Genomic DNA, 25,435 nt, shown 5'->3' with positions numbered 1-25,435 from the left:
AGTTGATCTGTGAAGGGGCCGCCCCAAGGTTAGACTTGGGGCGGTTCTGTCTGAGGAGAGCAGGCAGATACGAAATGGGAGGACATCTACGATGAAAGCCATCAGCGGTTTGACGGCGCTGGTTCTTGGGGCGTCACTGGCCACCATGGCCCTGGCGCAATCCGATGCGACAACCGAAACCCCGCCGGCGGATGCCGGAGCAGGAGCGGCCGCGGCCGTGTCCGGCAACACCCAGCCCGCCGCAGCCGACGATGCCGCGATGCCCGAGGAAGAACCGGTCGAAGTGGCCGAGGGCGAGACAGTCCTGCCGAATGGCATGGACATCACCCCGGTCGAGATGCTGGATGGACGCTGGCGCAACGCGGAAGGCATCCCCACCTTCAAGGTCGAGGATGGGGTCGTCGACTTCGCCACCTTCAACGGCTTCCGCCGCTACCACGCCGAATGCCACGTCTGTCACGGCCCCGACGGCGAGGGGTCGACCTATGCGCCCGCGCTCAAAAATTCGGTCCTGCGCATGGACTATTACGACTTCATGGAAACCGTTGCATCGGGTCGCCAGGGCAGCAACTCGGTGATGCCGGCCTTCGGGACGAACAAGAACGTCTGGTGCTATATCGACGACATCTATGTCTACCTTCTGGCGCATGGCACCGGCGAGATAGGCCGCGGTCGCCCGGCCGAGCGTGCCGACAAGCCCGAGGAATATACCGCGCTGGAAGATTCATGCATGTCCAGTTGAGCAGGCTTATGGCCCGTCCGGCCGCAGCGCTGGCCCTGGCTGCAGGGCTTGCCGGACCGGGCGTGGCCCAGGTCGCGGATCTGCGTTCGACTGCGGCGTTTCGGGTCTGCGCGGACCCCGCCAATGCGCCGATGTCGTCGCAGGACGGCACCGGCTTCGAGAATCGGTTGGCGGATTACTTCGGAGAGCTTCTGGACCTACCCGTCACTTACAGCTGGTTTCCGTCGGGGATGGGTTTCATCACACAGACGCTCCGTGCCGGAACCTGCGACGTCGTGATGGGCTATGCCCAGGGTGACGAACTGGTGCAGAACACCAACCACTACTACACGTCCGTCTATGGGATCGTGACGCGCCGCGACGGTCCGCTGACGACCGTGGACCAGCTGAACGATCCGGCGTTGAAGGATGCCGATATCGGGGTCGTCGCCGGCACGCCGCCCGCCACCCATCTGGCACGGGCGGGGCTTGCCAAAAACATGCGCGGCGGCGACCTGTTCGTCGATCGGCGGGTCGAGGACCCGCTTGGCGACATGATCGAAGGCATCCGCAGCGGCGAAATTGACGCTGCCGTGCTGTGGGGGCCCTTGGCCGGGCCGCGCGTGAAGGACGATCCGGACCTGCAGTTCACGCCGCTTCTGAAGGAAGAGGGTGGGCCCAAGATGTTTTATCGCATCACGATGGGCGTGCGGCTGGAAGAACAGGAGTGGAAGCGCCAGCTGAACAGCCTGATTCGGCGCAACCAAGAGGGCATCAACCAGATCCTCCATGATGCCGGCGTTCCGCTGGTCGACGACTACGGCAAGCAGGTCCTGCCATGATCCGGGTTCTGGCACTGCTCCTTGCCGTTGCCGTTGCCGTTGCCGCGCCGGCGCTGGCCGAGACGGTGCCGGAACCCGATACCTATCGGGGCGAGCCTTACCGCGCTTCGGTCCCGGCAACGCTTGCCGGGGCCGAGGTCATCGACGCTAGGACGGCGATCGCCTTGAATGACGAGGGCCGGGCGGCGTTCATCGACGTTCTGCCCCGAAAGACCCGCCCCGAAGGTCTGCCGGAGGGGACGATCTGGCACGAGCAGCTGCACCTGACGATCCCGGGATCGGTCTGGCTGTGGAACACCGGATACGAGGCATTGTCAGAACCTGAAGAAATCAGGCTGCGCACCGGTCTGGACCGCCTCCGTCGGGACGACCCCCAGCGGCCCCTGGTGTTCTTCTGCCGACCCGATTGCTGGATGAGTTGGAACGCCGCCCGCCGGGCCATCGAATGGGGCTATCAGCCGATCCTGTGGTTTCCTGGCGGAGCCGATTCCTGGGCAGAGGCAGGCGGCCCGCCGCTGGTCACGGCAGAACCTGTCTCCCCGTAAAGCTGCCGAAGGCCCTTGGCCCGGACGGCATGTCGATACTGTCGCGGATCGACAGGTCCAACGCATCCAGGATGACCAGGCTGTCCGAATCCCAATTTGCGACGGCGACACCGCTACCATCGGGCAGGGGCGCGATCCCCTCGGGATAGTCGCCGACATCCACTTCGGCCACGACGTTGAGCGTGGCGGGGTCGAAGACGGTGACGCTGCTGTCATACTGGTTTGTCACGAAACCCTTACCCCCGGCGAACGCCACGGCGTAAGGGTGGCTGCCCGTTGGAACCTGCCCGAGGAGTTTCCCCGCCTGCGGGTCGATGACGGACACAGTGTCGCCCTGCACGTCTGCCGTATAGATCAGTCCGTCGTGGAAGGTGATCCCGAAAGGGTGCGACCCGGCCGTAGGCACCTGATGCAACCGCTGTCCATCGTCGGCTGCAAAGATGCTGACCGCGTCGGCGTCACGGTCGGCCGTCGCCACAAGGCTTCCGTCTCGACTGACGGCCACCCCTGCGGGGGCGTCACTGGTCCTGCTTTGCCAGACCGGCCGCAGCTCGGCATCCAGGCGCGTCAGCATCCCGCCATACCAATCGGCTACGAAGATCCCGCCGCCCGGCGCCGAGGCAAGCCCGAAGGCGCCGGCGCCCAGATCGGCCCGTGCCACCACACGCGCCTCCTCGTCCAGCACATGCAGCCGCCCGGTATCGGCCGAGATGACATATGCGCGCCGTTCTGCGGGATCATAGGCCACGGGGGCCGGGGCACCCGAGATGTCGGCTCTGGCAACGATTTCCGCCCGCTCCAGGTCAACGACACTGACGGCGTCGCCGTTCTGCGAGGTCACAAAAGCAAGATCTCCGGCCAAGGCCGGAGATGCAAGCGCGCTTAGCGCGAGGAGCAGCCTGATGGTCACTCGACCGTGCCGAACCGTTCGACCAGGGCGTTCAGACCAGCCTCGTAGATGCCGTTGACGCCGGCGATGGCCGCGTCGTCATTCAGCTCGGCCGGGGGATCGTTGTTCGGGAAGCCGCGATAAAAGCCGCCCTTCCACAGCACCTCGGCCTTGCCGTCCTTGTCGCTGACCTGCAGCGTCGAGGAATAATTGGTGACCGGAAGCACAGCCGTATCCACCTCGGTGATCATGTACTTGTAGCTCATCTTCTCGTTGTCGATGGCCATCAGCTGTTCGGTAATTGTGGGCGCGCCGTCGGCATTCAGCGTCAGCACCCGCGTCGATTCGTCGGGAACGTCGGCCGGCGCGCCTTCCGGCATCATCTCGGTCGAGGCGACGGCGGGATGCCAGCTCATGTCGTCGAACTTGCCGATCACCTCCCAGACCTCGGCAGGGGTAGCGTCCAGCACGACCGTCTGTTCCGTCTTCAGTCGCGAGGGGCCGTGCGCCCCGGCCGCGCCCGCAAAGGCCACGACCGCGCCGAGCGCCACGGCAAGAACCTGCGTCTTCATCATTCCTCTTTATCCTCCCGAAAGATGATGTTTCTTAGCAAATAGCTGTAGCCACGCCGAAAGGCTTCGTCGGTGTTGCCCCTGATCTCGACGGAGCCAGCCCGCAGGGTATGCCCTGATTCGGGGTCTCGCAGGTAAAGGTTCACTGACTGGATCAGGTTCGACACCTTCTGAACCTCGCCCGCGATGGCATAGTCGGACCCCATCTCTCGGGCGATCTTGGTGTCGGCGCCGTTCGAATGCACGGGGTTCAGGATCGGCGCCACCGCGTCCGCCGGCGGTTCGACCAGGGTGAAGCCGCGTTCGGTCAGGTCGTCGGCGATGAAATCCTCGATCATCTCGATGCGGGCAGTCTCATCTTCGCGAACGCCGTTGATCGCGCCCTCGGTCGAGGTGTCGATGTAGTGGATGCCGAACCAGGTCGCGTTGCCGGGTTCGGGCGGAGATTGGGCGAGGCCGGCGGCAGGTGCTGCAAGCGCCAAGCCAAGGGCCGATATCAGGCAGATCTTCGACATGCCCCGACCATGCGCCGTGCGCCGGGGGTCGTCCATAAGACAAAAGACGTACGCGACCAGACCTTGGTCGCAGCCAAATCTTCCCGGTCGCTGCGGGAACATTAACCGGCTTGTCGCAAACGGTTTCACCACCCACCATGGCGGCAGGGAGAAGACAGATGCTCAAGGGAATCATTGGACTTTTGGCTGGCGCCGCGGCGCTGGCCCAGCCCGCTGCGGCCCAGACCCAGGACCCTGTCCTGATCCGGACGGCGGTGCTGCGCGTGGACGACCCGGGTCTTCCGCCGATCTCTCGGCTGGATCTGCCGCCCGATGACCTCGGCTTTGCCGGGGCGCGCCTGGCGATCGAGGACAACGACACGACCGGCCGCTTCATGGGTCAGGACTTCGAGGCGACCGAAGTCACCGCCAGCCCCGAAACCGCCGGCGCCGAGATGGCGAAGCTGCTCGAGGACGGAATCGAGTTCGTCGTCGTGCTGGCCGACGATGCGGTGACGCTGGAACTCGCCGACCAGGTTGGCGACCAGGCCATGCTGCTGAACGCCCGCGCCCGCGGCGACAACCTACGCGGAGAGGACTGCCGGTTCAATACCATCCACGTCGCGCCAAGCCGCGCGATGCTGGCCGACGGGCTGACGCAGTTCCTGATGTGGAAGAACTGGCCGCGCTGGTTCCTGATCCACGGCAGCCATCCCGATGACCAGGCCATGGCCGAGGCGTATCGGCGATCCGCCGAGAAGTTCGGCGCCCAGATCGTCGAGGAGCGCGAGTACGAAGACACCGGCGGCGCCCGTCGCACCGACAGCGGCCATGTGCAGGTGCAGGCGCAGGTGCCGGTCTTCACCCAGCGCGCCGCCGAACACGACGTGGTCATGACCGCCGACGAGGCCGACGTCTTCGCAGCCTACATGCCGTACCTGACTTGGGACCCGCGCCCCGTGGCCGGGTCCGCCGGGCTGGTGCCGCGCAGTTGGCATCCGGCAATGGAGGCGTGGGGCGGCACGCAGTTCCAGAACCGTTTCGAAAGCCTGGCCAACCGTCCGATCCGGGAAGACGACTACCAGGCGTGGCTGGCCCTGCGCATCGTCGGCGAAGCCGCCACGCGCAAGCAGTCGGGCGACCCGGAGGTCCTGAAGGAATTCATCCTGTCGCCGGAGTTCGACGTCGCGGGCTTCAAGGGTCAGGCCCTGACCGTGCGCGACTGGGACCACCAGGTGCGCCAGCCGATCCTGTTGACCACGGGTGTGCTGACGACCTCGGTCAGCCCGCAGGACCAGTACCTGCACCAGACCAGCCAGCTCGACACGCTGGGTGTCGACCGTCCCGAAACCCAATGCCAATTCCAAGAGGCGTCATGAAACACCTGCTTTCCGCCACCACCGGGCTTGCGCTGCTGATCTCGGCCGATGCCGCGCTGGCGAACCGCGTCTTCGTCACCAACGAGCGCAGCAACGACGTTACCGTCATCGACGGCGAAACCTTCGAGGTGATCGGCACCTATCCCGTCGGCAATCGGCCGCGCGGCATCACGATCAGCCCCGACGGGACCGAGCTTTACGTCTGCGCGTCTGATGATAACCTCGTCCGCGTCTTCGACCCGAACACGATGGAGGAGCTGCACACCCTGCCGTCGGGCCCTGACCCGGAACTGTTCGTGCTGCACCCGTCGGGGAACCCGCTCTTCATTGCCAACGAGGACGACAACATCGTCACCGTGGTCGACACCGAAACCCATCAGGTGCTGGCCGAGGTGCCGGTCGGCGTCGAACCCGAAGGCATGGGCGTCAGCCCGGACGGCGCCGTCGTGATAAACACGTCGGAAACGACGAACATGGCGCATTTCATCGACACCGAGACGTTCGAGATCACCGCGAACGTCCTGGTCGACAGCCGCCCGCGCTTTGCCCAGTACACTGCGGACGGGTCGAAGCTGTACGTAACGTCCGAGATCGGGGGAACGGTCAGCGTCATCGACCCCGCGACGCAGCAGATCACCAAGAAGATCAGCTTCGAGATTCCGGGCGTCCTGCCCGAGGCGATCCAGCCGGTGGGCGCCCGCGTCACCTCGGACGGAACAAAGCTGTTCGTGGCCCTTGGCCCGGCGAACCGCGTCGCCGTCGTCGATGCCCGGACCGACGAGGTGACCGACTATCTTCTGGTCGGCCAGCGGGTCTGGCAGCTGGCATTTTCGCCCGATGAAAAGTGGCTCTATACCACCAACGGCAATTCGAACGACGTGTCGATCATCGACGTCGAGGCGAACGAGGTCGTCCGCTCGGTCCAGGTCGGGCAGCAGCCTTGGGGCGTCGTCGTCGCCCCCGACTGATTTCACGTATAAAGGAGCTTTCCATGACGATACTGACCAAGCTGATGTCCGGCGCCGCGCTGGCGCTGATCCTGGCGCTGCCAACGACTGCCCAGGAATCGCAGCCCGAAGAAGCCCCGGCCGCCGATACGACCATGGACGGTGCGGCCACCGAAGCCGCCGACACCGAGGAGGAGGAAGAGGAGGAGGAGAGCGCGGGCGAGGGCGTTTATGACGCGACCGGGCAGTTCGACTACGGGTTTGCGGGCGTTCTGGCGCGGGAAAACCGCACCGATCTGGCGCCGCTGACGCTGGCCTCGGGTCAGCCGGTGGCCGGCGGCGAATACACGATCAAGTCCGGCGGATACTATCGGATCGAGATCACCGCGGATGGCAGCCAGGAACTGGCCTTGTCTGGCGGCGACTTCTTCCGCGCCATCTGGATCAACGAGATCGTGGTCGAGGACATCGAGGTGCGCCCCATGGGCGTCCACAGCATCGAATTCGACAGCGCCGGTACGGCGGTATTCAGCTTCATTGCAATCCTGCCGGGGCGCTATACGCTGTCGGTGCCGGGATCGTCCGGCGACACGCTGCAGGCGGTTTTCAACATCCAGTGACACCAGCCCTACAGATCGATCATGTCAGCCACGACTTCGGCGCCGTCCAGGCGCTGAAGGACGTGTCTTTGACCGTCCGGCGCGGTGAGTTCACCGCGCTTCTGGGCGTTAACGGTGCGGGGAAGACCACGCTGTTTTCCCTGATCACGCGGCTATACAACAACCGGTCGGGGGTGATCCGCGTCGGCGGCCATGATCTGCGGCGCGAGCCTTCGCAGGCGCTGGCCCGTCTGGGCGTCGTCTTCCAAAGTCGGGCGATGGACGCTGACCTGACCATCCGTCAGAACCTTCTCTATCACGCAAGCCTGCACGGCATTCCGGGTCGCCTAGCCCGTCCGCGCATCGACGAGGTGCTGGCCCAGGTTGACCTGCTGGACCGGGCCGATGCCCGCGTCACCGCCCTGTCCGGCGGCCAGTCCCGCCGGGCCGAGATCGCCCGCGCGCTGCTGCACCGCCCCGAACTTCTGCTTCTGGACGAGGCGACGGTGGGTTTGGACGTGAAATCGCGGGCCGAGGTGCTGGCCCTGACCCGCCGGCTGATCGCGCAGGACAACGTCTCGGCTCTCTGGGCCACGCATATCATGGACGAAATCGAGCCGACCGACGACCTGGTCATCCTGCATCGCGGAGCGGTCCTGCGCCACGGCTTGGCCGCCGACATCGCCGGGTCCGATGGCCTGACCCGGGCCTTCCTTGACCTGACCGGGGTAACGGCATGAGGCGCGGCGGGCTGACGGCCTTCCTGGGCATTTCCCGCCGCGAGACACTGCGCTTCGTCAACCAGCGCGGACGCTTCCTTGCGGCGCTGGTGCGGCCGCTGGTCTGGCTGTTCATATTTGCCGCGGGCTTCCGCGCCGTCCTGGGCCTGTCGATCACGCCGCCCTACCAAACCTATGTCCTCTACGAGGTCTACGTCACGCCGGGACTGGTTGCGATGATCCAGCTGTTCAACGGCATGCAGTCGTCACTGTCGATGGTCTATGACCGCGAGACGGGGGCCATGCGCACGCTGCTGGTCAGCCCGTTCCCACGATGGTTCCTGCTGGGGTCCAAGCTCGTGGCGGGCGTGGTCGTGTCGATCATCCAGGTCTATACTTTCCTCGCCATCGCCTGGTTCTGGGGGATCGAGCCACCAATATGGGGTTACATCGCCGTCATCCCGGCGCTGATCCTGTCGGGGCTGATGCTGGGCGCGATGGGCTTGTTCCTGTCCAGCGCCATCCGGCAGCTGGAAAACTTTGCGGGCGTGATGAACTTCGTGATCTTCCCGATGTTCTTCGCGTCCTCGGCGCTGTATCCGCTGTGGCGAATGAACGAAAGTTCGCCGCTGCTGCACGACATCTGCGCGGTGAACCCTTTCACCCACGCGGTCGAACTGATCCGGTTCGCGCTCTATCTGCAGGTCAATTGGACCTCGCTTGCAGTCGTTCTAGGATGTTTGGCGGGGTTCTTCGGGGCGGCCGTCTTCATGTATGATCCGCAAAAGGGCCTCTGGGCCCGCCGGAAAGGAGGTCCCGCATGATCCGCTTGTTCCTGGTGCTGGCAGTGTTGGCGGCCCCCGCCTGGGCCGCGACGGGCACCGATCCTGACTGGCCCTGCATTCAGCGCAAGCAGCCGCATCTGTCTTTGGGGCAGGTCTGGACCGGCCCGCAGCCCGATGAGCGGACGGCGGAACTGGTGCGCGACCCGCAGATTGCACAGCTGGCTGCGCGGCTGGAACAGCGCCGCCTGCCGCTGGAGGAGGCCGAGGCCGAGATTGCCGCGTTCGCCGCCGAGGCGGATGACGCGTCGCTGGTGGCTCTGATGCAGGCGATCTTCGACAAGATCGAGCGCGACCGCAGCACGATCATTGCCGGCATCGCGCGTTATGGCAGGTCGCAGGTGCAGATGGCCGACCGCATCGACGAACGGCGCGCCAAGATGGCCGAACAGGAAGCCGCTGCCGAGCCGGACTTCGACGCCATCGACGCCGCGGAGGAGGCGCTGGACTGGGACATCCGCATCTTCACCGAGCGCCAGCAGTCGCTGACCTATGTCTGCGAGACGCCGGTGATCCTGGAACAGCGCGTCTTTGCCCTGGGCCGCGCCATCGCCGGCCACATCGAGTGATCGCTGTTCGGCGGCATGCTTCATGTGTCCAGATGGTCCAGAAGCCGATGAACGGGCGAAGATATCCTGTCTCGCTCGGCCACAAGCCGCACCACTGCCGTGACGTTTGTTTTCACGCTGCTTGTCGCAGATCTTCATGAGCATCGTCCAAACTCGATCCTGATCGTTGATGCCCAGTCCCCTCATCCTCGGTGAGCTGCGGATGAGATTTGCGATCGGTTCCACCGCTGCGTGACTTGAATCGATCAGACCCGACCGGCAACACGCCGATCAGTTGCCCTGGGCAAGGCGCAGAACTTCCGAATGAGGACGGTCGAGCCGCGATGCCAGGCCATCGCGTACCGCGCGATCCAGGATCTGGCGGAACAGGACAGCATCCGAGCCATAGTCGGCCGACTTCTTCCGCCACTTTCGCAGCAAGACTGGCACCAGCGGCCAGAACCACGGCCCCGCGGCCACGCGATAGGCGATCAGCGCGTTGCGGTACATGTAGTAGACCTTCCACATTGGCCGAAGCACCAGTCCGCTCTGCGCCTGCTGGGCGGCGGTGTCGTGTTCGAACCGCACCTGTGGCGCAAAGCCGATGCGCAGACCCTGCCGCCGCATCTTGAGGGTGTAGAGCTGGTCATCGCCATAGATGAACAGCCGCGGGTCAGGCAGCCCCGCCCGCACCAGCGCCGACCGGGACAGGAAAAGCCCGACGAAGCTGCTCATGTCCACGGCACATACCGGCGCCTCGGGCAAGTAGTCGGCGTCGCGCAGGTGGAACCCGGTGCGCCCGCGCCCGAAGGGCATCCGCGCCAGCGTGCGCAGAAAGGCGCGGCGGTGCCAGAACGGGTTGCGATAGGGGCGGTTCATCTCGCAGATGCGGCCATCCGGGTGAAATACGGCCGCGCCGATGGCGTCCCAACCGTCGAGGTCCATGTTGGAAAAGACAGCCATCGCGCCGGGCTCGGGCCGTCCGTCGTCATCCATGACGGCGATCCAGTCCGCAGCCGTCCGGTCCCGTGCGATCTCCATGGCGACCGAAAACCCGCCCGCACCACCAAGATTGGCGGTGTTCCTGTGCACGATCAGGCGCGGATCGTCCTGCGAGAACAGCCATTCCGCGGTTCCGTCGGTCGAGGCGTTGTCGACCACCACCACCTGCGCCACCGGCTCGGCCAGAAGGCGCTCGATCGTGACGGCCAGCTTGTCCAGCCGGTTATGGGTCACGACAGCGGCAGCGATGGTGGGCTTGTCCAAGACCATGGGGGATTCGCGACCTTGCAAGGCCGACTGAAATGCCGGCGGATATCCGCGGTTACCACGCCGCGTTCCCGTCCGGCAACCGCCGCGATCCGCAGTTCTGCCGTGCCCGCCTTGACGATTCCCGGGCAAGAGCCGTATCAGGGCGGGGTACCGACGCCGGCTTTCGGGCCGGTGATCGACCCCACTCGACAATATCGGACCATTCGTTGCTTGTATCTCAGTTGACGCGGATCGGCGCGATGATGGCCCCCGAGCGGGCTGCGCTGGCAGCAGCGAAGCGCAAGTTCGGGCGCCTTGGCCTTGACGCCAACAATTTCTCGCATCCCGAGCAGCTGAGCGCGCTGGTGCAGCCGTACCGGATCATCAGCTTCGATCTTTTCGATACGTTGGTTTCCCGGACCATCGCCATCGATGATGTGCATCTGAAGACGGCCGAGTTCGGCGAAAGGATGATCCGCGGCGATGATGGTCCGCTGCCGGCCGGACTGCTGCTTCATTGCCGCTACCGTCATCAGGACGCTGTGAAGGCGGCCGGAATGGTCGCCGGAGCGGGTTATCGCAACGAGGTCGACCTTGCGGACGTCTTCGACACTGCGCTGGAACCATATGTCTCGGATCCTGCCAGAAGGGCGCGCGCCGTCGAGGCCTTGATCGCCTTCGAGGTAGAGACAGAGCGGCGCGTCCTGGTCATAAACCCCGAAATGCGCGACTTCGTGATCGCGCTGAAGGCCCAGAACAAGACGCTGGTCCTTGTCTCCGACATGTACCTGCGAGAGCGTTGGCTGCGGCTGATACTGGACGATCACGGACTGACCGTGTTCTTCGACCACATCTTCGTGTCCTGCGACGTCGGCGTGACGAAGAACAGCGGGGTGATGTTCGACCATATCAACCGGGCGCTGGACTGCGGCAGCGTGCGGCGGCTGCACCTGGGCGACAACTGGACGAACGACGTGACCCGCCCACGGGAACGGGGCTGGGACGCGCTGCACTACTTCAACAGCGAAAACGAGGTTCACAAGGCGCGATTGGATCACCTGACGCATCTCGGTGCTCATCGGCGGCCCGCCGCCGCGACGCGCCTGGTCGATCAGATCGCTGCAGGAGAGCCGGCCGAAGGCATGGTCAGGCTCATCTCTGCCGGTTTTCTCAGCTTCGCCCGGCAGGTTATGACAACCGCGCAGCAGGGCGGCTTCGACCGGATTCTCTTTCTGACGCGGGATGGCACGATCTATCACCACCTGGTACGGCAGCTGATCGAGGACAGCGGCGCGGCGGATGCACTTGACCTTCCGCGGATGGGCGACCTCGCCTTCAGCCGTCGCGCCGGGGTGCTGTTGACCTGCCCGGACAGGACGGATCCGAACTGGGAGGAATACCTGAACTTCCACGTCCGCTGGCTTCAGGACGAGGAGCCCACCTTGGGCGGCATCGTCCGGGCATTTGGCCTTCAGCCCGACGAACTGGGGGCGCTGACGGACCAGGCCCAGGATCTGGCGGTGGCGGACTTGGTTGCGGACGAGTGGATTGCAGGGCAGCTGGACGATGTCATTCAGGCCAAGCGCCGGCGGGTCATCGCCTACCTGGACCAGCAAGACCTGTTCACCAAGGATCAGCGCATCCTGCTGGTCGACATCGGGTATTCCGGGACCGTCCTGAAATCGTTGTCGGAACACATGTATTTCCTCCAGCACGCGGGACATCCCGTCCGCTCTCGGATGGCGCTGATGATGTTTGCGGCCAACCGGTTCTTCGCCGGCAACCTGGGCCGCATGCATCCCCGGGCAACCATGCTTGACCCCGTCATGGTCGGCCGCAGCGATTGGCGCCACCGCGCCGCCGCCTTCAACTTCGCCTGGCTGGAGCCGTTCGCCGTGGACCGCAGCCGTGGCAGCCTGCGCGACTACCGCGCGGATGCGGCAGGCATGCTTCATCCGGTTTTCGGGCCGGGAAACGAAGACGAAGGGCCGGTCGGGCGAACCCGCCTGCTGCGCACCGCTCGGAGCATCGACCGGTTGCTGCGCGTCTCTCCGCTGTCGGACCGAGATGCCGATGCGGCGATCCGGCGGGCGATCGTCAGCCGCTTTGCCCAGCCCCGGCGGGCGACGCTCCGGGCGGTCGAGGGGTTGACCCACCAGGCGGGCCTGACCGAGATCACCGAAGGCGGCCTCTTGCGCCGCGTGCGGTTGTGGCGCTTGCGGTCGGACCTGTCACGCTGCCTCTACGAGGATCGCTGGGTCCAGGGCAGCATGGCCGCCAGCCGCCTTGGCTGGCTCAATCCGGTCTTGAATCGGATAATCGGATTGATATCGCGATGAAAATCCTGATCTACAACTGGGCGCAGTTCGACAGCCCGGTTATGGCGGGCGGCGGCGTCACCATGTATCTCCGCAACGTCATCACCGAGCTTCTTTCCCGCGACGGGGTCGAGGTGTGGTTTCTGTCCTCGGGTGAGCGCTACCGCTTCTTCAACCGCAAGCCTGCGATCGAAGAGACATCGAACGTCTTCGACAATCCCCGCCTGCGAACCTTCACGCTGGTCAACTCACCCATCAAGGCCCCTGCGCATGCGGCCTTCAACTCGGTCGACCAGTGGCTGCGCGACCAGGTGACGCCGCGCCTCGTGCGCGACTTCATCGACGTCAACGGGCCGTTCGACGCACTCCACATCCACAACCTCGAAGGGATCGGCGCCGACGTGCTGAACCTGGCAAGAGGTGGCAATCTGCGGCGGATCTTCTACACGTTCCACAACTACATGCCGGTCTGCCCGCAGATCGAACTGCTTTACGACAACCGGCGGCCTTGCAACGATTATCACGACGGCCAAAGCTGCGTCGGTTGCCTTGGAAGCGATCACAGGATGGCCGATCTCATCGCCTTCGACCGCGTCGGTGGCGCGATCAAGGGGCGCGGGCTGGCGGGGCACCCGCTCGGCGGCTTCCTGTTCGACAGCTTCTCGGGCACGAAGTCCTACGTCAAGGCGGTCCGCAATCTTGCGCGTGACGTCGCCTCGGGCTTGCGCACGGGCTTTCGCCAGTGGCAGTTTCGCCCCAAGACCGATGTCGGCAAATCCCATGGCTGGCAGGCCGGCCCAAAGACCCGCCCGCCGCGCCCGCACGCGCCGGGTGCCCGGTTGCTCGAAGGCTGGGCCTTCCGCCAGTGGCGCGAAGCCAACGGCGTCGCCCTGCGCAACCTCGACGGAGTCTTCGCCGTGTCGGATCTGTGCGGACAGACGGCGATGCGGTTCCTGCCGGACGGCACCCGGGTCGAGACGCTGCTGCTGCCGATCGACATCGAGATCTCGCCCGAGGAACGCCGGGCGCTGCGTGCCGGACGTCCAGCGCGGGCGACCACGGGTCGGGCTGCCGATGCCGCCTCGGCCGATACGGCGCTGACGCTCTCGTTCATCGGCTACGACATTCGGTCGAAGGGCCTGCCGTTCCTGATAGATGCTCTTTCTGAAATCGACGATCCGTTCTACCGGGAAAATGTCGACCTTCTGATCGTGGCGCGGCTGTCGCCCCAGCGCGAACGCCAGCTTGCCCAGCTCGAGACGCGGTTCCGCAGCGTCAAGGTCATCCCCAGCTATGCCCGCAACCAGATCACCGCGCTGTCGCAGATGATCGACCTGAACGTCGTTCCCTCGATCTGGTGGGAGACGTTCAACCAGGTCACGGTCGAGCTGGCACGCCTTGGCGTCCCGTCGCTTCTGTCCTCCAATGTCGGAGCCAAGCAGACGCTGACACGGCCGGACGACTTCGTATTCACCGCCGGCGACGCCGACCACTTCCGCGCGCAACTGGACCGGCTTGTTCGCGACGCCTCACTGCGCAAGACCTTTTTTGACGAGGAGCTGCATATGCCCAGCTTGCAGGCGCATGTCGACCTGCTGCTGGCGCGCTACCGGGGCGAAATCGGTTCCGGTGAGGCTGCGGCCAGCAAACCCCCTCAGGACAGCGCGGCCGAGTGATCGGCCGCGTAGAGGGATTGCATGTTCTCGGGCAGCGTCCAGTCCTCGGGGACGAACTTTCCGAACTCTGCAACCGGAAAGGTTTCTACCAGCGATGTGTTGATCGTCTCGGACCGCTTTGGGTGGGCGATTTCGTTGTTCATGATGCGACAGAGGTGCACCGCTCGCTGCGAGGGTGAAGGATTATGGACCTTGTCGGTATCAAGGTCCAATCCCAGGTGGCCGATCCCGAAGGCCGTCAGCACGGCCCGCAGGTAACCCTGCATCCCCACGTCCCTTGTCATGGCTAGGGAAATCGCATGGACTGACTCGGCGCCAAAGCGCTCTCGAAAGGCATCGACGACTGGCTTCCACAGAAGGTCAGGAAGGTTGACCTCTGCATCCAGCCACTCCGTGAAGCTGCGGGTCTCGCGATGGCGATGTACGAAATGCGTATAGGTCGACGTCAGCAGATCCACTTGAGGGCGGACGCCCAGAACGATTCTTGTCCGCGCTGCCCCCGTCATCGACAGCAGTTCGGCCGTCCGGGCGGCCCTGTCGATCCCGCCAGAGGCGAACTTTCGCGACGGCATGAAGTCGTGGCAGAAGGTTTCCTCGCTGCAGATGACGTGCTCGTGCCGGCCGAGGAACGGCGCAAAGAAGGCCTCTGTCCGTTGTGCCATGTCGGGGACATGTTCGCCACGATAGGCAGCCAGATAGCGGCCGAGATACGGCTTTCCGCGCAAATCCTCGGGCAGGATGAGGCCCACACCGGCGCCTGAAAGCAGGGCCCGATTCGCGCGCAGGACATGCTGCAGGGTGGATGTCGCGGTCTTGGGGGAGCCGGGATGGAGAATCAGCGTCGTCATGAGCGGGTTGTTAGCAGGTCCGTTCGGTGCAGGGAATGTGCGCCGCGTCGTCCGGTCCGGACTGTAGAAGCGGCAGCGTCGGCCGGACGTTTCCGCGGTCGATGCCAGTCAGCAGGTAATGGTGGTAGGGGATCCATTCACCAGGCCCGTTGAAGCGGGTGGCCCAGATTTCAGGATGATTGCGCAAATACGAGATGTGGTCGAAGTCGGCCGGGCTCGGGATCAGGTGAAACAGCTTGGGAAGATACCTGTGACGCGCCCGAGCGTCGTGAAGCCGCCGCAGACGCAGGAACCACCGCAGCCGCGCGGCGATGCGCCGAAACGAGGTGGTAAGCGGCAGCGCCGTGCGCAGGGACCGCAAGATGTGGTCCCGGTCGGCGCGCGGCAACGGGCCTGGCCCTTGCGCTGTCGGAACTGCGGGCAGAGAAGGGGGCGCCGACTCTGGCACGCCGGCGGCATCCATCCGCGCCTGCAGCTTGCTGATTTGCGCGCGCGTCATGTTGAAGTTCCGTTCGAATATTCTCTGCTGATGGGCGTTGGCGACGGCAAGCCGAAGTCCCTTGGGGGTATCGGGGTCGCGCAGGATTCCGTTCGTCACCACCGAGAAGTACTGCTGGTGCAGGGCGTTTGCGCCGACGACAGAATTGACATAGCCGGAAGCCTCGGGTGCGGCCGACTCGTCGCGATGATGATAGTAGGCAAGGTGGCGGTCCAGAAATCCGATGTTGGCCCGCGCGAGGAAGTCAAGGTTGAAGCGCCAATCACCCAACACCGGCAACCTTTCGTCATACCCGCCGATGTCGTCATAGATGCGGCGGCGATACAGAAAGCTGATCGGGGCAAAGAAATTCCCGACCGCCATCTGCGCCAGTGGAACCTCCGATATCCAGGGCATGAAGGTTTCGCTATGCTTCGCATTCACCTGGTCGCGCTCGATCTGTTCGACGACCTTCCAGGCCCGTGACAGCACACCCTCGAATCCCGCGGCTGCGGCGCGAGGCGAGGCAAGAAACTCGACGCCCTGACGCAGGAAGTCGGGTTCCCACTGGTCGTCATCGTCGTGGATGACGACGAACTCGGTGTCGACGGCGCGGATTCCAAGGTTCGAGGCGGCCTCCATGCCCACGCTTTGAGGGTTGTTGATGAAAAGGATCCGGTCAGGGCTCACGCCGCTGGCCGCCATGATCTTGCGCACCGGGTCGGGGTTGCCGCCGTCGTTGACGACCACCCACCAGAAGTTGCGCCATTGCTGTTCAGACACGGAACGCGCCGCACGCCGCAACAGCAGCGGGCGGTTCTTGGTACGGGTCACGATGGCCACCGATCCGGCCCAACCGTCGGGCTTGCCTTCCGGCTGGGCAGGCGAAATCCCGCGCTCGTGTTCAGTGAAGAACGTCGCGTCGGGTGACGTCCCCGTGGCATGAGACATCAGCGCGCTTGCATGACCAGCGGAATTCTCCAGAACGTTCTGGCCCGGCTGCCAAGTCGATCGCAGATCTGTCAGACCGAAACCCAAGACCTCGACATCTTCGATTGTCGGGCTGATCAAGCGGAGGGCCAACTGGTCCAGCGCTTGCGCCATGGCCTCTTCAGCGTGCCAGTGGGGGAGCGAGGAATTCTGTCGCACGAAATCGACGACGGCCCGATAAAGACCGCTGGTGGTCGATGACGATTGCATCAGGCGTTCCAGCAGCATCGGATACAGTGCCAGCGCCGTCTGCGGCCGATCAGGATCATGATGCGGAGCGTGAAAGATCACCCCCTCACGGTGTGGATCGGCACCGACGTCAGTGGTTCCGAAGTAGACCGCTTCAAACCGGATGTCGGGGAAGATCTGCTGCAGCAGATGCCTGGTCGTGCGGTCGGGCCCGGCGTCGACAAGCAGCACCGTCGTGCTGTCCGACGGGCCGGCCAGCTGTTGCCGCAGGGCGTCGTATTCGCTCTTCAGACGGTCGCGGAAATATGTCGACGCCTCATCGTTGGCGGCGATCAGCGCGCGCAGGTTTCCTGCATCGATTTTATGAGACAGTCGCGCCAGGGTGCGAATCCGGGGATCATCTTCGTTCCAAAAGTCGTGAAGGACGGATCGACAGAGATCTGCCAGGCGGGGCTGGCCAGGCTCTGCCGCGGCGAGGGATTGCGCAAACGCAAAGCATTGCGGGTAAAGCGCCCCGATCCCAAGCAACGTCAACCGGGGGGTGACCAGCGGCTGGCCGCCGGCCAATGTAGGGGGTCCGGCATAGGCGGAGGCCAACTCGGTCAATTGCGCGCGCGCAGGGCCTGTGAACCTTACGGAAACGTGGGTGTCCGCGCCCAGAAGGTCGATGCGGCGTGCGATGCGGGACATCCAGCCCAGGACGATGGCTCCCAGAAGGTCGGCATATGGGGCTGAGGTCATGACGATCTGCTTTTCATCTTGGTTCGGGGCCTTCGGTTTGGCGCGTTCTGGTGATGATCTTCGTCGCCCTGCCGAACTTGCGACCAGGCAGCTGGTAACATGAACAGCCGGCAAGTTACTTCAGGCAAATCGGACCTGCGGCTCGGGCAAAATCGCGGGTGACGATGTCGGCCTCCGAGGCGTCGCGCAGCCATGGACGAAGCTCCAGCAGACGGGCGCCAACCTCTGTGTCGGACATGGCAAAGCTCTGCGCGATGTTGGCGCTGGTCTGGGCATGGTAGCCCGCCGAACGTTCCAGCATCCGGCGCCGAGAGTCGTCGTCGAACAGCTTGACCAGCTTGTAGTGCAGCATCGGAAGGACCGGCGTCTGCGCCCAGATCCCGGGGCCCGGGATCCGCGCGGTGTCCAGATAATCGAAGCTGTGGAAGCCCTGGTTCGGATGCCGGTCCGGCCAGTAGCGGAAAAATGGCATCTTGCGAAGCGAATCGACCGTGCCGAACAGCCGCCACCGCGCGTCGAAGCGCCAGGACAGGTGCGCCCGTTCGGCTCCGAATCCCCACCTTACCGCCGGATCGCTTCGGTAATCATCGGGCGGCTTCGACGGGTCATACAAGAAGCGCACAAACCCATCGCGGGGGTCGTTTCGCGCCGGATCGATGGCACTGCCAGGAACGGGCAACATGTCCAGAAGCAGGCCCGCGGCAAAGTCGCGTCCGATGCCGTCAAGGTGGCGCGCCAGTTCTGGAAGCGACGTCATCTCTCGCGGCAGGCGGATGAATTCATCCGCATCCACCGTCAGAACCCAGGCGCCCGGCTGCAGAAAGACCTTCATCAAGGACTCGATCCACAACGTCTTCGACGTCCTGAAATCGCCACAGGCGGGACTGAAGACGGCAACGTCGGGTCCAAGCCGCATGTCGCGGACCGGTTGCCGCGACCCGTCGTCGACGATGAAGAAGCGCGTGACGCCGATGCTTCGGTAGTGCGGAATCAGGACGTTCAGCAGGGCGCTCTCGTCGCGGACGCATGCGAACAGGCTGATATGCTCTGCGTCAACCGGGTCCGGCAGCGGTGCCGCCACCTTTGCGAACAGATCGTCCAGAACACGGTCCGGCGATAGTTTCTCGATGACCTGCATCTTGTGGCGATTCAGCCTGTGCAGCATTTCCTGCTTCGCCGCAGGGTCTGACAGATGTGTCATTGCAGTCAGGGCCGCGTTGAACGCCAGGCCATCACGTTCCACCGGTTCTTCGGTAGGCGTGATCTCCGGCAGAGCAGGCCCGCGTGCGACCTCGATGACGACATTCGCCAGCGGATTTGCTTGCAGCAGGTCCCGATAATAGGGGCACTGATCGAAGATGCCCGGATCCTCGCGCTCGCGAAGAAGGGGAAGGGCCGGTGCCAGCCTCAGGGCGGACAAGAGCCGGTCCATGCCGTCGCGCGCCCATGGCAGGCATCTTCTGTCCGTGGTGCTGTCGCGAAACAGCCAATCAGGCATGATAACCTTGTGGGAGGCCGGGCTGTCCCATCGGCCCAGCAGTCGATGCATCAGGAAACCCGTCGGATTTTCGGCGAGCAGCAGATCCAGATACGCAAGCTCGGGCTGCGAGACGGACTGGCCCGGCTGAAGTATCATGACGAGCCGCCGTCCCGGAACCACTGACGAGGTTCTGCTGGTCCGCTGGATGATGCGGCGCTGCATCGCAGGCTCGAACTGGTCTGTCAGCCAGTCCTTGGCCGCTGGGTCGGCATCAGAATCGTCGATCAGAAGATGTGCTGCTCCGTGATGTTCGCAAGCCGACGCCGCCGACTTTATCGTATGGGCTAGGCGGGGATCCATGTGCCGCACCTGAACCCACAGCAGAAGGCCTTTGTCGGAACTCAGGCCATCGCGCAGGCGGCATAGCCAGCCGTCAAGTTCTTCCGCGGTGGTGGGCCTGCGGTCGGTATCGGTGCAGTCAAGATACGCAACAAGCGGATTCCTGTCGGCGTCGCGAATATCGGCGTATCTGTCCAGCACGAACCCGGTGTCGAAGCGGGGACCCGGCGACCGCCGCATCGTCCGCCCAAACCGCAGGAAATGGGCGGCAGGAGACATCCCTGTCAGCACGACATCCCGATAGCGTGTCGTATACCAGTCGGCATCGAACAGGTGGCTCGCGCGGATGGCGGCCAAATCGGACGGCGGCAGTTTCATGACCGCCTGCGGGATCGCAGAAACCGCGCCAGCAGCCGCAGCGGGGCGGTCACGCGCCATGAACTACTGCTCAGCAGATCCTCGACCTGTCGCGCGAGGTCGTTGCGCTGGTCATTCACGTCCAGCTGTTTCTGCTGCAAGGCGGCAACTTGGGCGGAAAGCGCGAACACCTTCCGCTGACTGCGCAACAACGCACGGTCCTGCGTTCGAACCAGCCGACATAAGGCCGCAAGTTCCGCTGCGCGATTCAAAGCCGCGATATCATCCTCGAAGGCGTCCGCTGCCTTAGAAGGGCGATTGATCGATGTTCTGTCCGCCACGAATGCTGTTCCCGGCACTTGCCTGTAGGAGGTACCACCTTTGCAGGATGCTATGGGAACCGATTGGCCCGAACCAGCCAGAGAATCAAGTGGAGCAAGCATCCTCCCTCGCGCTTGAGATTCTCCGGCAGACAAAAGAGAAAGCCTGCCACGTTTGCCTTTTTCCGCAAGCCCAGGTCCGGGCGGCACCTGGGCTTGCGGACTTCTCGCGCAGAGGTTCGCGCCGCACCGTCCTCGGATTGACACCGCCAGAACCGGCGTGGCGTTGCGGGTCGTCTTCGCCCGCCCTCAAGCAAGTCCGTTTCCGCATCGCGTTGAACACCCCGGATCGCTCCTCCGGTGTCGGCGAAGATACTCCGCAAGGATCTTCCGCACGATGGCGTCGGGCGTCACGTCGACCAGCAGGCCCTTAGGCTGACCATTCTCCAGCGCCCTCAGCTTCCGGGCGTCGGCCCCACCCACGTTGCGGTCCTCGCCCGCAGCTTGTCGAACCGAGCTGGCCTGAACCCAAGGCCGCAGCAGACGTCCGCCGTTGCCATAGCTTCTTGATGGGTCATCATCCCGATCGGCTCGTCACCCATTAGACTATCCTGCCGGAGCGACGGCCCTTTTTCATCGCGGAGGCGGCGTTCCTCATGCGGATATTTCTTCTCGTCTGCTTTGCCCCGTTCGAACCTGCCCTTTTCGGCCGATAGTCTCCCGGATGAGTGAGGAGCTGAAGGCGATAAAGACTCCGACGTTGGTGGATGAGGGTGAGCGGTGGCGTCAGCGTTGTTGCAGACCGCGGCCTGCCGGAGAATTCATGCGGTCGATTGGTAGGCTATGGATACAGCCACCGGCGACATCCGGGCGTTGGAATTCACCGCGAGCCGAAGGCGACAGCCCGGTTCTACCGGACCTGCTGAGCCAGATCCCGGCCGATGAACAGATCGGCACCGTGACCGGCGACGGCGCCTTCGACACCCGACGGTGTCACGTGGCTATCGTGGACCGCGGCGGCACGGCCGTCATCCCGATCCGCAGGAACGGCCGCCTCTGGAAGGAAGGCTGCCCTGCCGCCCGCGCCCGCAACGAGATCCTCCGGGCGACCAGGCGCTTTGGTCGGGCCAACCGGAAGCACTGGTCCCGCTATCACGTCCAAAGTCGAATCGAGGCGAAGATGCGCTGCCTCAAGTCCTTCGGCGAGCGGATCACCTCGCGACACCCGGACAGACAGGCCGCTGAAGTTCACATCCGCGTCGCACTCATGAACCGCTTCAACGCACTCGGTACCGCCGAGATCGAACGCGTGGCCTGAGGTTGGTGGGAAAGGGGACGTCCCGCTTCAACGCGAAGTTCTGCAGCGATGCCGGTGGCGTCTATCCTGAAGCCGATCAGGAAGGAATGCCTATTGTGGGGATCTGCCGAAAGAAGGGTCGGTCAGGCGTCCGACTTGAATTGGAACGCAGAGGACCGGAGAACGGATCTGTCGACGAACGCGCTATGGAGGCTTGCTGCTCAACGCGATCCTCCGGCGGGAGGCGTGGTTCGGTGCGGTGCAGCTTGCTGGCTTACCCTGACCAGATGCCATGCATTCGGCGTGTCGCTTTGCCTGTGAGGCTTGGCGTATCGAGAGGCTTGGGTTCCGCTACAAGTTCCCAAGCGATCAGGCGACCGTCGAACGAGGAACAAAAAGTTCCACGAAATGAACGCCAGCGAGGCGCCATCGGGTCGAGCCGACCGGGAATGGCGTGCGCTACGGCTGTCGGCGGGTTCACGTTTCGCTGGGACGTGAAGGATAGGTCACCACCATGAAGACGACCCGATGAACCTGTAGTTGCGCAACAAGCAGCGAAAGCGACAGGTCCGGGCGAAGCTGCAAGACGCAGCGTGCCCCGGCACCCGCACGACAGATCCGCTGGCCATGCCGATCCCACGCTGGTCGCCCAACTCGTGCAGGCGTCGCGGCACTCCCGAATCTTGGTGGTGATCGACGTCGGCGCCGCGGGAAATCGGGTCCGACGGCCGAGACCAGCGCCGCGGGCGTGGGATCGACGCGCAACCGGATGCGCCGAGCCCGACTGCATCGTCACTAGCAACTTTCTGGGCTGGATTGGCCTGGACCATCTCGGCGCCAGATCGCGGGAAGTCCGAGCGTCCGTGGGCCCCGGCGGCGATTGCCAGAGCGAGTTCACCGCCGAGAACTGGCCTTGTTCTCGGACGCGCGTGCTGGTGGGGCGGTGCTGCGCAGATTGGCGGCTTTGCTGGCGACGCAGAAGTGGCGGTTTCCCCAGTATCTGCTGCAAGAGCCGGTTCCAGGTAGACCCTTCGTAGCGGATACCGCCTGTCAGTATCCCCGCACGGCTCGCACCAGATCGCGGATCGGCTTGGTGATCCTCCATGAGGTGCTGTTCAGAAGACTGTCACGATGGCATGTCATCTCGTCAAGCTGCCGAGCCAATTTCTTGTTCTGCTGGTCAAGCACGATCCCGCGGGCGGTCTGCTTCTGCAAGTCCTGCGTGATCTTTGTCGCTTCCGTGCGGAAATGGCGGGTCAAAACCGCGATGTCCTCGATGCGCTCACCGTGTTCGGCCTGGGCCGTCGCGAGAGACTGGCGGAGGTCGGCGACCTCGTCGGTCAGGGTCTGGATGCACTGCTCCTGGGTGGCGGCCGTACGCGATGCCGGTGCGCTTGCCGCCTCGGCCTGCTCAAGCCGCTCCTGCGAAAGGCTCAACTGCTGGGACATCGCACCAAGCTGCCGAGTTGCCAGCAAGCCTTTTCCAAGCGTCGAAAAGACCTTGTTGGCAGAAAGCCAGCCGGCCATTCCGGGCTTCTGGTGAACCAACGTGCGCAGGTGGGTGGGCTGCTGTCGCCCCCAAAGGACAAGCATGCAGCCCGGCAGGTCCTGCTCCATCGTGAAGAGGGTGGTGCTGTGCACCTGATCACCAAGGATCAGGTCCAGCGCCGATGGCACTGCTTTCTGAGGATCGCTGATCAGGATGACGGCACGGTCCGAAAGGCGGGGCAGGACGAGATCGGCGATCTGGGCTGCCAGCTCTGCGTCAAGGTGTTCCTGGATCACCAGCAGGTCGATCGGCGTTGCATCCGGAATCTCGAGTTCGGTCAATCCGCCCGGGCGAACTACTGAAAAGGACGCATAGGAAGCGTCGACAGGCGGAAGAGAGGTGCCCTGGGCCACGCCAAAGCACAAGGTTCCCAGCTCCAGGCGCTCGGCGGCCTGGCACAAGGCGAAGTAGCCAGACGGATCTTTCAGGCCGATCTGCAGCAGGGTGCTTGGGCGGACCGCGTCGGCCAGCCAGAACAGAAACGGGACATGTCCCGAAGCCCGGTCCTGTTCCTGGTGGCGAGGGGTCCAGAACAACGCCTCGCTTGGCAGGACCTGCTTCATCTCGTCGGGCGTCAGCTCCGACATTCTGTCGATGTGACGAGCCCGGCCCAACAAGGGTGCGACATCGGTGCCTGGCGGGGCCACGCTTGCCTGGGTCATTTCAGAGGCTCCTTGAACTGTCGGTCGGAAACGCATCCCGTGGCTAGCCTACTTCATCCCGAGGTGAAAGTCGCAACCGGAGCGGGAAGCCGCCTCGACCGCCGGTGCGCCGTATCTTTCACGCCCGCTCTGCGAGAATCAGCCTATCAACGCGCGGATCGCGTCGGCCGATGCCTGCGTGCAGGTCTGCCAGTTCCGCTCCTGCACGACCCAGTCCCGCGCATGCTGCCCCAGGCCCTTGAGCTGATCGGGATCATCCAGCAAGCTGCCGAGCGCGTTGGCAAGCCCGTCCGGTTGTCGCGACCCGTAGACGATGCCTGTCCTGTCATGGCTGACGATGTCGGTCAGCGCGGGCAGGTCGGGCACGACCACGACCTTGCCCATCGCCATCGCCTCCAGGGGTTTGAGCGGCGAAACGAGCTGCGTGACCGTGCAGGATTTGCGGGGAATCGGGGCGATGTCGATCAGCGAATACCAGTCCGACACCGTTTCGGCCGGTACGCGACCGGGCAGCGTCACCCGGCCGCTCAGCCCGTGTTCTTCAACCATTGCGCGCAGGCGCGCAACTTCGGGCGAACCGGCCTGATGATCGCTGCCGACGATCAGCACCCGGAAGCTGCTGGAGCGTTCAGCAAGCTTGGCAGCAGCCATGATCAGGTCATCCAGACCTTCATACCGACTGAACGAACCGATGTAGCCGATCACGATCTCGGATGGACCGATCCCCAGCTGGGCGGCCAGTGCAGCGTTGCGGGGGCGGGGCACGAACCGGTGCGGATCTGCGGCATTGGGTGCCAAGGCGACACGCTCTTGTCGGACGCCCCTCCGGACCAGCTCGGACCGCATCGGCTCGTTGAGGGTCAGCACAAGATCCGCCTGGGACGCCACGAAGGTTTCGATGGCCACTGACCGGCCGAATTCGGCGCTGCTTCCCCATCGGGGATCGCCGGCCGCGCGCGAGTGTTCCCAAAAGCCCCTGACATCATAGATGAATGGAAGTCCCAGCCAGCGCGCCGCCAGAAGGGCAGGCAGGGCCGCGCCGAAGTCCGATGCCGCCATGACGGCCTTGGGCCGGACAAGCATCAGCCGGTTCGCAAGTTCGGAGGCCGAGGCGCGAACGCTGGCAAGGTCCGACGGTATCGCATGGGTTTCATCGCCGCAGCGGTCGTAAGAGACGCTGCCGACTTGGTCGCCCCCCCGCTCGCCGGCCTTGCCGCGGTGCCAGGGAAATCCGGGGATGGTCAGGCAATGGATGTGCAGGCCGTGTGCGGTCCATGCGGGGATCAGCGAATGGCTGCGTTGAGCATAGCCCGAACTATCCTGGGGGAGGCTCATCGCAAGGACATAGCAGAGGTCGACCGCGGCAGTGTCGGGCCGGGAAGGCAGTGACGGCGGCCGCTGCTGCATCAAGCGGCCTGCCAAACCAGGGTCGATGATCGATCCCTGCGCCGCTTCGTCGATCGCGTCCCAGACCGCATCATGCAGAACATCCCGACGGAGGGCGGGCTGCCGGTCCAGCCACTCGAAGAAGACGCCCGACTGCGCAAGTTGCCCCGCGTCACCCCGTGCCCGCAGCAGGTCGATGATCGTGCTGTCCGACAGCGGCGAGATCCCTCGCTCCAGCAGGGTCGCAACAGATCTTTCCCTGCCCGCCACGAGCAGCAGGGACAGAGCCTGGAAGAGGCCGGGTGCCGTCTCCTCTGGCAGCGGCCCGCGTTTCACTCCACGGTTACGGATTTTGCGAGGTTTCTGGGCTGGTCGACGTCTGTGCCTTTTGCGACGGCGGTGTGGTAGGCGAGGTACTGCATTGGGACGGCGTAGAGGATGGGGCGGAAGATGCCGC

21 protein-coding genes and 1 pseudogene are annotated in these 25,435 nt (G+C 64.3%); 12 read left to right on the top strand and 10 right to left on the bottom strand.

What is annotated here, in order from left to right:
• The first annotated feature begins 91 nt into the window (after positions 1–91).
• The 3 genes from OC159_RS10915 to OC159_RS10905 are packed head-to-tail and all read left to right on the top strand — an operon-like array spanning position 92 to position 2,108.
• Positions 92–742 (top strand): c-type cytochrome, methanol metabolism-related, encoded by a 651-nt coding sequence (locus tag OC159_RS10915; protein ID WP_265501184.1) that lies wholly within the window; start codon positions 92–94, stop codon positions 740–742.
• An 8-nt stretch (positions 743–750) separates the two neighbouring features.
• Positions 751–1,563, top strand: coding sequence for a substrate-binding domain-containing protein (locus OC159_RS10910; RefSeq protein ID WP_265501183.1), 813 nt, complete (start codon positions 751–753; stop codon positions 1,561–1,563).
• Positions 1,560–2,108: a PQQ-dependent catabolism-associated CXXCW motif protein gene (locus tag OC159_RS10905; protein WP_265501182.1), complete on the top strand. Its 549-nt coding sequence runs from the start codon at positions 1,560–1,562 to the stop codon at positions 2,106–2,108. The genes OC159_RS10910 and OC159_RS10905 overlap by 4 nt, the downstream gene beginning before the upstream one ends.
• Here the strand turns inward: OC159_RS10905 and OC159_RS10900 are convergent.
• The 3 genes from OC159_RS10900 to OC159_RS10890 all read right to left on the bottom strand — a co-directional run bounded on the left by OC159_RS10900 (position 2,083) and on the right by OC159_RS10890 (position 4,084).
• On the bottom strand, positions 2,083–2,949 hold the full coding sequence (locus OC159_RS10900; protein ID WP_265501181.1) for a YncE family protein: 867 nt from the start codon (positions 2,947–2,949) through the stop codon (positions 2,083–2,085). The genes OC159_RS10905 and OC159_RS10900 overlap by 26 nt on opposite strands.
• 65 nt (positions 2,950–3,014) lie before the next feature.
• Complete coding sequence (locus tag OC159_RS10895) at positions 3,015–3,569, bottom strand: SRPBCC family protein (protein ID WP_407674098.1); 555 nt, start codon at positions 3,567–3,569, stop codon at positions 3,015–3,017.
• Positions 3,569–4,084, bottom strand: a complete 516-nt coding sequence (locus OC159_RS10890; protein ID WP_265501179.1) for a DUF3280 domain-containing protein — start codon at positions 4,082–4,084, stop codon at positions 3,569–3,571. Before OC159_RS10890 ends, OC159_RS10895 begins: the two co-directional genes overlap by 1 nt.
• Positions 4,085–4,242: 158 nt before the next feature.
• Between OC159_RS10890 and OC159_RS10885 the strand changes: the two genes are divergently transcribed.
• The 6 genes from OC159_RS10885 to OC159_RS10860 all read left to right on the top strand — a co-directional run bounded on the left by OC159_RS10885 (position 4,243) and on the right by OC159_RS10860 (position 9,118).
• Positions 4,243–5,442, top strand: coding sequence for an ABC transporter substrate-binding protein (locus OC159_RS10885; RefSeq protein WP_265501178.1), 1,200 nt, complete (start codon positions 4,243–4,245; stop codon positions 5,440–5,442).
• Complete coding sequence (locus tag OC159_RS10880; protein ID WP_265501177.1) at positions 5,439–6,410, top strand: YVTN family beta-propeller repeat protein; 972 nt, start codon at positions 5,439–5,441, stop codon at positions 6,408–6,410. Before OC159_RS10885 ends, OC159_RS10880 begins: the two co-directional genes overlap by 4 nt.
• Before the next feature lie 134 nt (positions 6,411–6,544).
• On the top strand, positions 6,545–7,009 hold the full coding sequence (locus OC159_RS10875; RefSeq protein WP_322626725.1) for a cupredoxin domain-containing protein: 465 nt from the start codon (positions 6,545–6,547) through the stop codon (positions 7,007–7,009).
• Positions 7,006–7,728 (top strand): ATP-binding cassette domain-containing protein, encoded by a 723-nt coding sequence (locus OC159_RS10870; protein WP_265501176.1) that lies wholly within the window; start codon positions 7,006–7,008, stop codon positions 7,726–7,728. Before OC159_RS10875 ends, OC159_RS10870 begins: the two co-directional genes overlap by 4 nt.
• On the top strand, positions 7,725–8,531 hold the full coding sequence (locus OC159_RS10865; protein WP_265501175.1) for an ABC transporter permease: 807 nt from the start codon (positions 7,725–7,727) through the stop codon (positions 8,529–8,531). Before OC159_RS10870 ends, OC159_RS10865 begins: the two co-directional genes overlap by 4 nt.
• Positions 8,528–9,118, top strand: a complete 591-nt coding sequence (locus OC159_RS10860; protein WP_265501174.1) for a hypothetical protein — start codon at positions 8,528–8,530, stop codon at positions 9,116–9,118. Before OC159_RS10865 ends, OC159_RS10860 begins: the two co-directional genes overlap by 4 nt.
• A gap of 270 nt (positions 9,119–9,388) precedes the next feature.
• Here OC159_RS10860 and OC159_RS10855 read toward each other — a convergent pair whose 3' ends face one another.
• Positions 9,389–10,369, bottom strand: coding sequence for a glycosyltransferase (locus tag OC159_RS10855; RefSeq protein ID WP_265501173.1), 981 nt, complete (start codon positions 10,367–10,369; stop codon positions 9,389–9,391).
• A gap of 221 nt (positions 10,370–10,590) precedes the next feature.
• Between OC159_RS10855 and OC159_RS10850 the strand changes: the two genes are divergently transcribed.
• A complete protein-coding gene (locus OC159_RS10850) occupies positions 10,591–12,687 on the top strand; it encodes an HAD family hydrolase (protein ID WP_265501172.1) in 2,097 nt (698 codons plus the stop codon).
• Positions 12,684–14,342: a glycosyltransferase gene (locus OC159_RS10845; RefSeq protein WP_265501171.1), complete on the top strand. Its 1,659-nt coding sequence runs from the start codon at positions 12,684–12,686 to the stop codon at positions 14,340–14,342. The genes OC159_RS10850 and OC159_RS10845 overlap by 4 nt, the downstream gene beginning before the upstream one ends.
• On the opposite strand, the gene OC159_RS10840 is transcribed toward OC159_RS10845, so the two are convergent.
• From OC159_RS10840 to OC159_RS10825, 4 genes are all read right to left on the bottom strand, one after another.
• The gene (locus tag OC159_RS10840) at positions 14,321–15,190 is read right to left on the bottom strand and encodes a hypothetical protein (RefSeq protein ID WP_265501170.1); all 870 of its coding nucleotides are present in this window, start codon (positions 15,188–15,190) and stop codon (positions 14,321–14,323) included. The genes OC159_RS10845 and OC159_RS10840 overlap by 22 nt on opposite strands.
• A 10-nt stretch (positions 15,191–15,200) precedes the next feature.
• Complete coding sequence (locus OC159_RS10835) at positions 15,201–17,588, bottom strand: glycosyltransferase family 2 protein (protein ID WP_265501169.1); 2,388 nt, start codon at positions 17,586–17,588, stop codon at positions 15,201–15,203.
• Between the two features lie 115 nt (positions 17,589–17,703).
• Positions 17,704–19,785: a glycosyltransferase family 2 protein gene (locus OC159_RS10830; protein WP_265501168.1), complete on the bottom strand. Its 2,082-nt coding sequence runs from the start codon at positions 19,783–19,785 to the stop codon at positions 17,704–17,706.
• The gene (locus tag OC159_RS10825; RefSeq protein WP_265501167.1) at positions 19,782–20,105 is read right to left on the bottom strand and encodes a hypothetical protein; all 324 of its coding nucleotides are present in this window, start codon (positions 20,103–20,105) and stop codon (positions 19,782–19,784) included. The genes OC159_RS10830 and OC159_RS10825 overlap by 4 nt, the downstream gene beginning before the upstream one ends.
• Positions 20,106–20,924: 819 nt before the next feature.
• Here OC159_RS10825 and OC159_RS10820 point away from each other — a divergent pair.
• Positions 20,925–21,402: pseudogene (locus OC159_RS10820) on the top strand (IS5 family transposase); the annotation flags it as partial.
• A gap of 1,029 nt (positions 21,403–22,431) precedes the next feature.
• Here the strand turns inward: OC159_RS10820 and OC159_RS10815 are convergent.
• Positions 22,432–23,592, bottom strand: coding sequence for a hypothetical protein (locus OC159_RS10815; RefSeq protein ID WP_265501166.1), 1,161 nt, complete (start codon positions 23,590–23,592; stop codon positions 22,432–22,434).
• A 138-nt stretch (positions 23,593–23,730) separates the two neighbouring features.
• Complete coding sequence (locus OC159_RS10810) at positions 23,731–25,314, bottom strand: glycosyltransferase family 4 protein (protein WP_265501165.1); 1,584 nt, start codon at positions 25,312–25,314, stop codon at positions 23,731–23,733.
• Positions 25,315–25,435: the final 121 nt, after the last annotated feature.

The organism is Paracoccus beibuensis, from assembly GCF_026162625.1.
Lineage (GTDB): Bacteria > Pseudomonadota > Alphaproteobacteria > Rhodobacterales > Rhodobacteraceae > Paracoccus > Paracoccus beibuensis.
The sequence above is the reverse complement of the archived record's forward strand: the minus strand, read 5'-3'. Positions and strand labels throughout refer to the sequence as shown.

Bases quoted from the DNA above. Each gene is read 5' to 3' on its own strand.
- OC159_RS10890 (WP_265501179.1), bottom strand. From the start codon at position 4,084: ATGTCGAAGATCTGCCTGATATCGGCCCTTGGCTTGGCGCTTGCAGCA.
- OC159_RS10860 (WP_265501174.1), top strand. From the start codon at position 8,528: ATGATCCGCTTGTTCCTGGTGCTGGCAGTGTTGGCGGCCCCCGCCTGG.
- OC159_RS10915 (WP_265501184.1), top strand. From the start codon at position 92: ATGAAAGCCATCAGCGGTTTGACGGCGCTGGTTCTTGGGGCGTCACTG.
- OC159_RS10840 (WP_265501170.1), bottom strand. From the start codon at position 15,190: ATGACGACGCTGATTCTCCATCCCGGCTCCCCCAAGACCGCGACATCC.
- OC159_RS10905 (WP_265501182.1), top strand. From the start codon at position 1,560: ATGATCCGGGTTCTGGCACTGCTCCTTGCCGTTGCCGTTGCCGTTGCC.
- OC159_RS10895 (WP_407674098.1), bottom strand. From the start codon at position 3,569: ATGAAGACGCAGGTTCTTGCCGTGGCGCTCGGCGCGGTCGTGGCCTTT.
- OC159_RS10845 (WP_265501171.1), top strand. From the start codon at position 12,684: ATGAAAATCCTGATCTACAACTGGGCGCAGTTCGACAGCCCGGTTATG.
- OC159_RS10815 (WP_265501166.1), bottom strand. From the start codon at position 23,592: ATGACCCAGGCAAGCGTGGCCCCGCCAGGCACCGATGTCGCACCCTTG.
- OC159_RS10855 (WP_265501173.1), bottom strand. From the start codon at position 10,369: ATGGTCTTGGACAAGCCCACCATCGCTGCCGCTGTCGTGACCCATAAC.
- OC159_RS10835 (WP_265501169.1), bottom strand. From the start codon at position 17,588: ATGACCTCAGCCCCATATGCCGACCTTCTGGGAGCCATCGTCCTGGGC.
- OC159_RS10865 (WP_265501175.1), top strand. From the start codon at position 7,725: ATGAGGCGCGGCGGGCTGACGGCCTTCCTGGGCATTTCCCGCCGCGAG.
- OC159_RS10885 (WP_265501178.1), top strand. From the start codon at position 4,243: ATGCTCAAGGGAATCATTGGACTTTTGGCTGGCGCCGCGGCGCTGGCC.
- OC159_RS10880 (WP_265501177.1), top strand. From the start codon at position 5,439: ATGAAACACCTGCTTTCCGCCACCACCGGGCTTGCGCTGCTGATCTCG.
- OC159_RS10830 (WP_265501168.1), bottom strand. From the start codon at position 19,785: ATGAAACTGCCGCCGTCCGATTTGGCCGCCATCCGCGCGAGCCACCTG.
- OC159_RS10875 (WP_322626725.1), top strand. From the start codon at position 6,545: ATGGACGGTGCGGCCACCGAAGCCGCCGACACCGAGGAGGAGGAAGAG.
- OC159_RS10910 (WP_265501183.1), top strand. From the start codon at position 751: ATGGCCCGTCCGGCCGCAGCGCTGGCCCTGGCTGCAGGGCTTGCCGGA.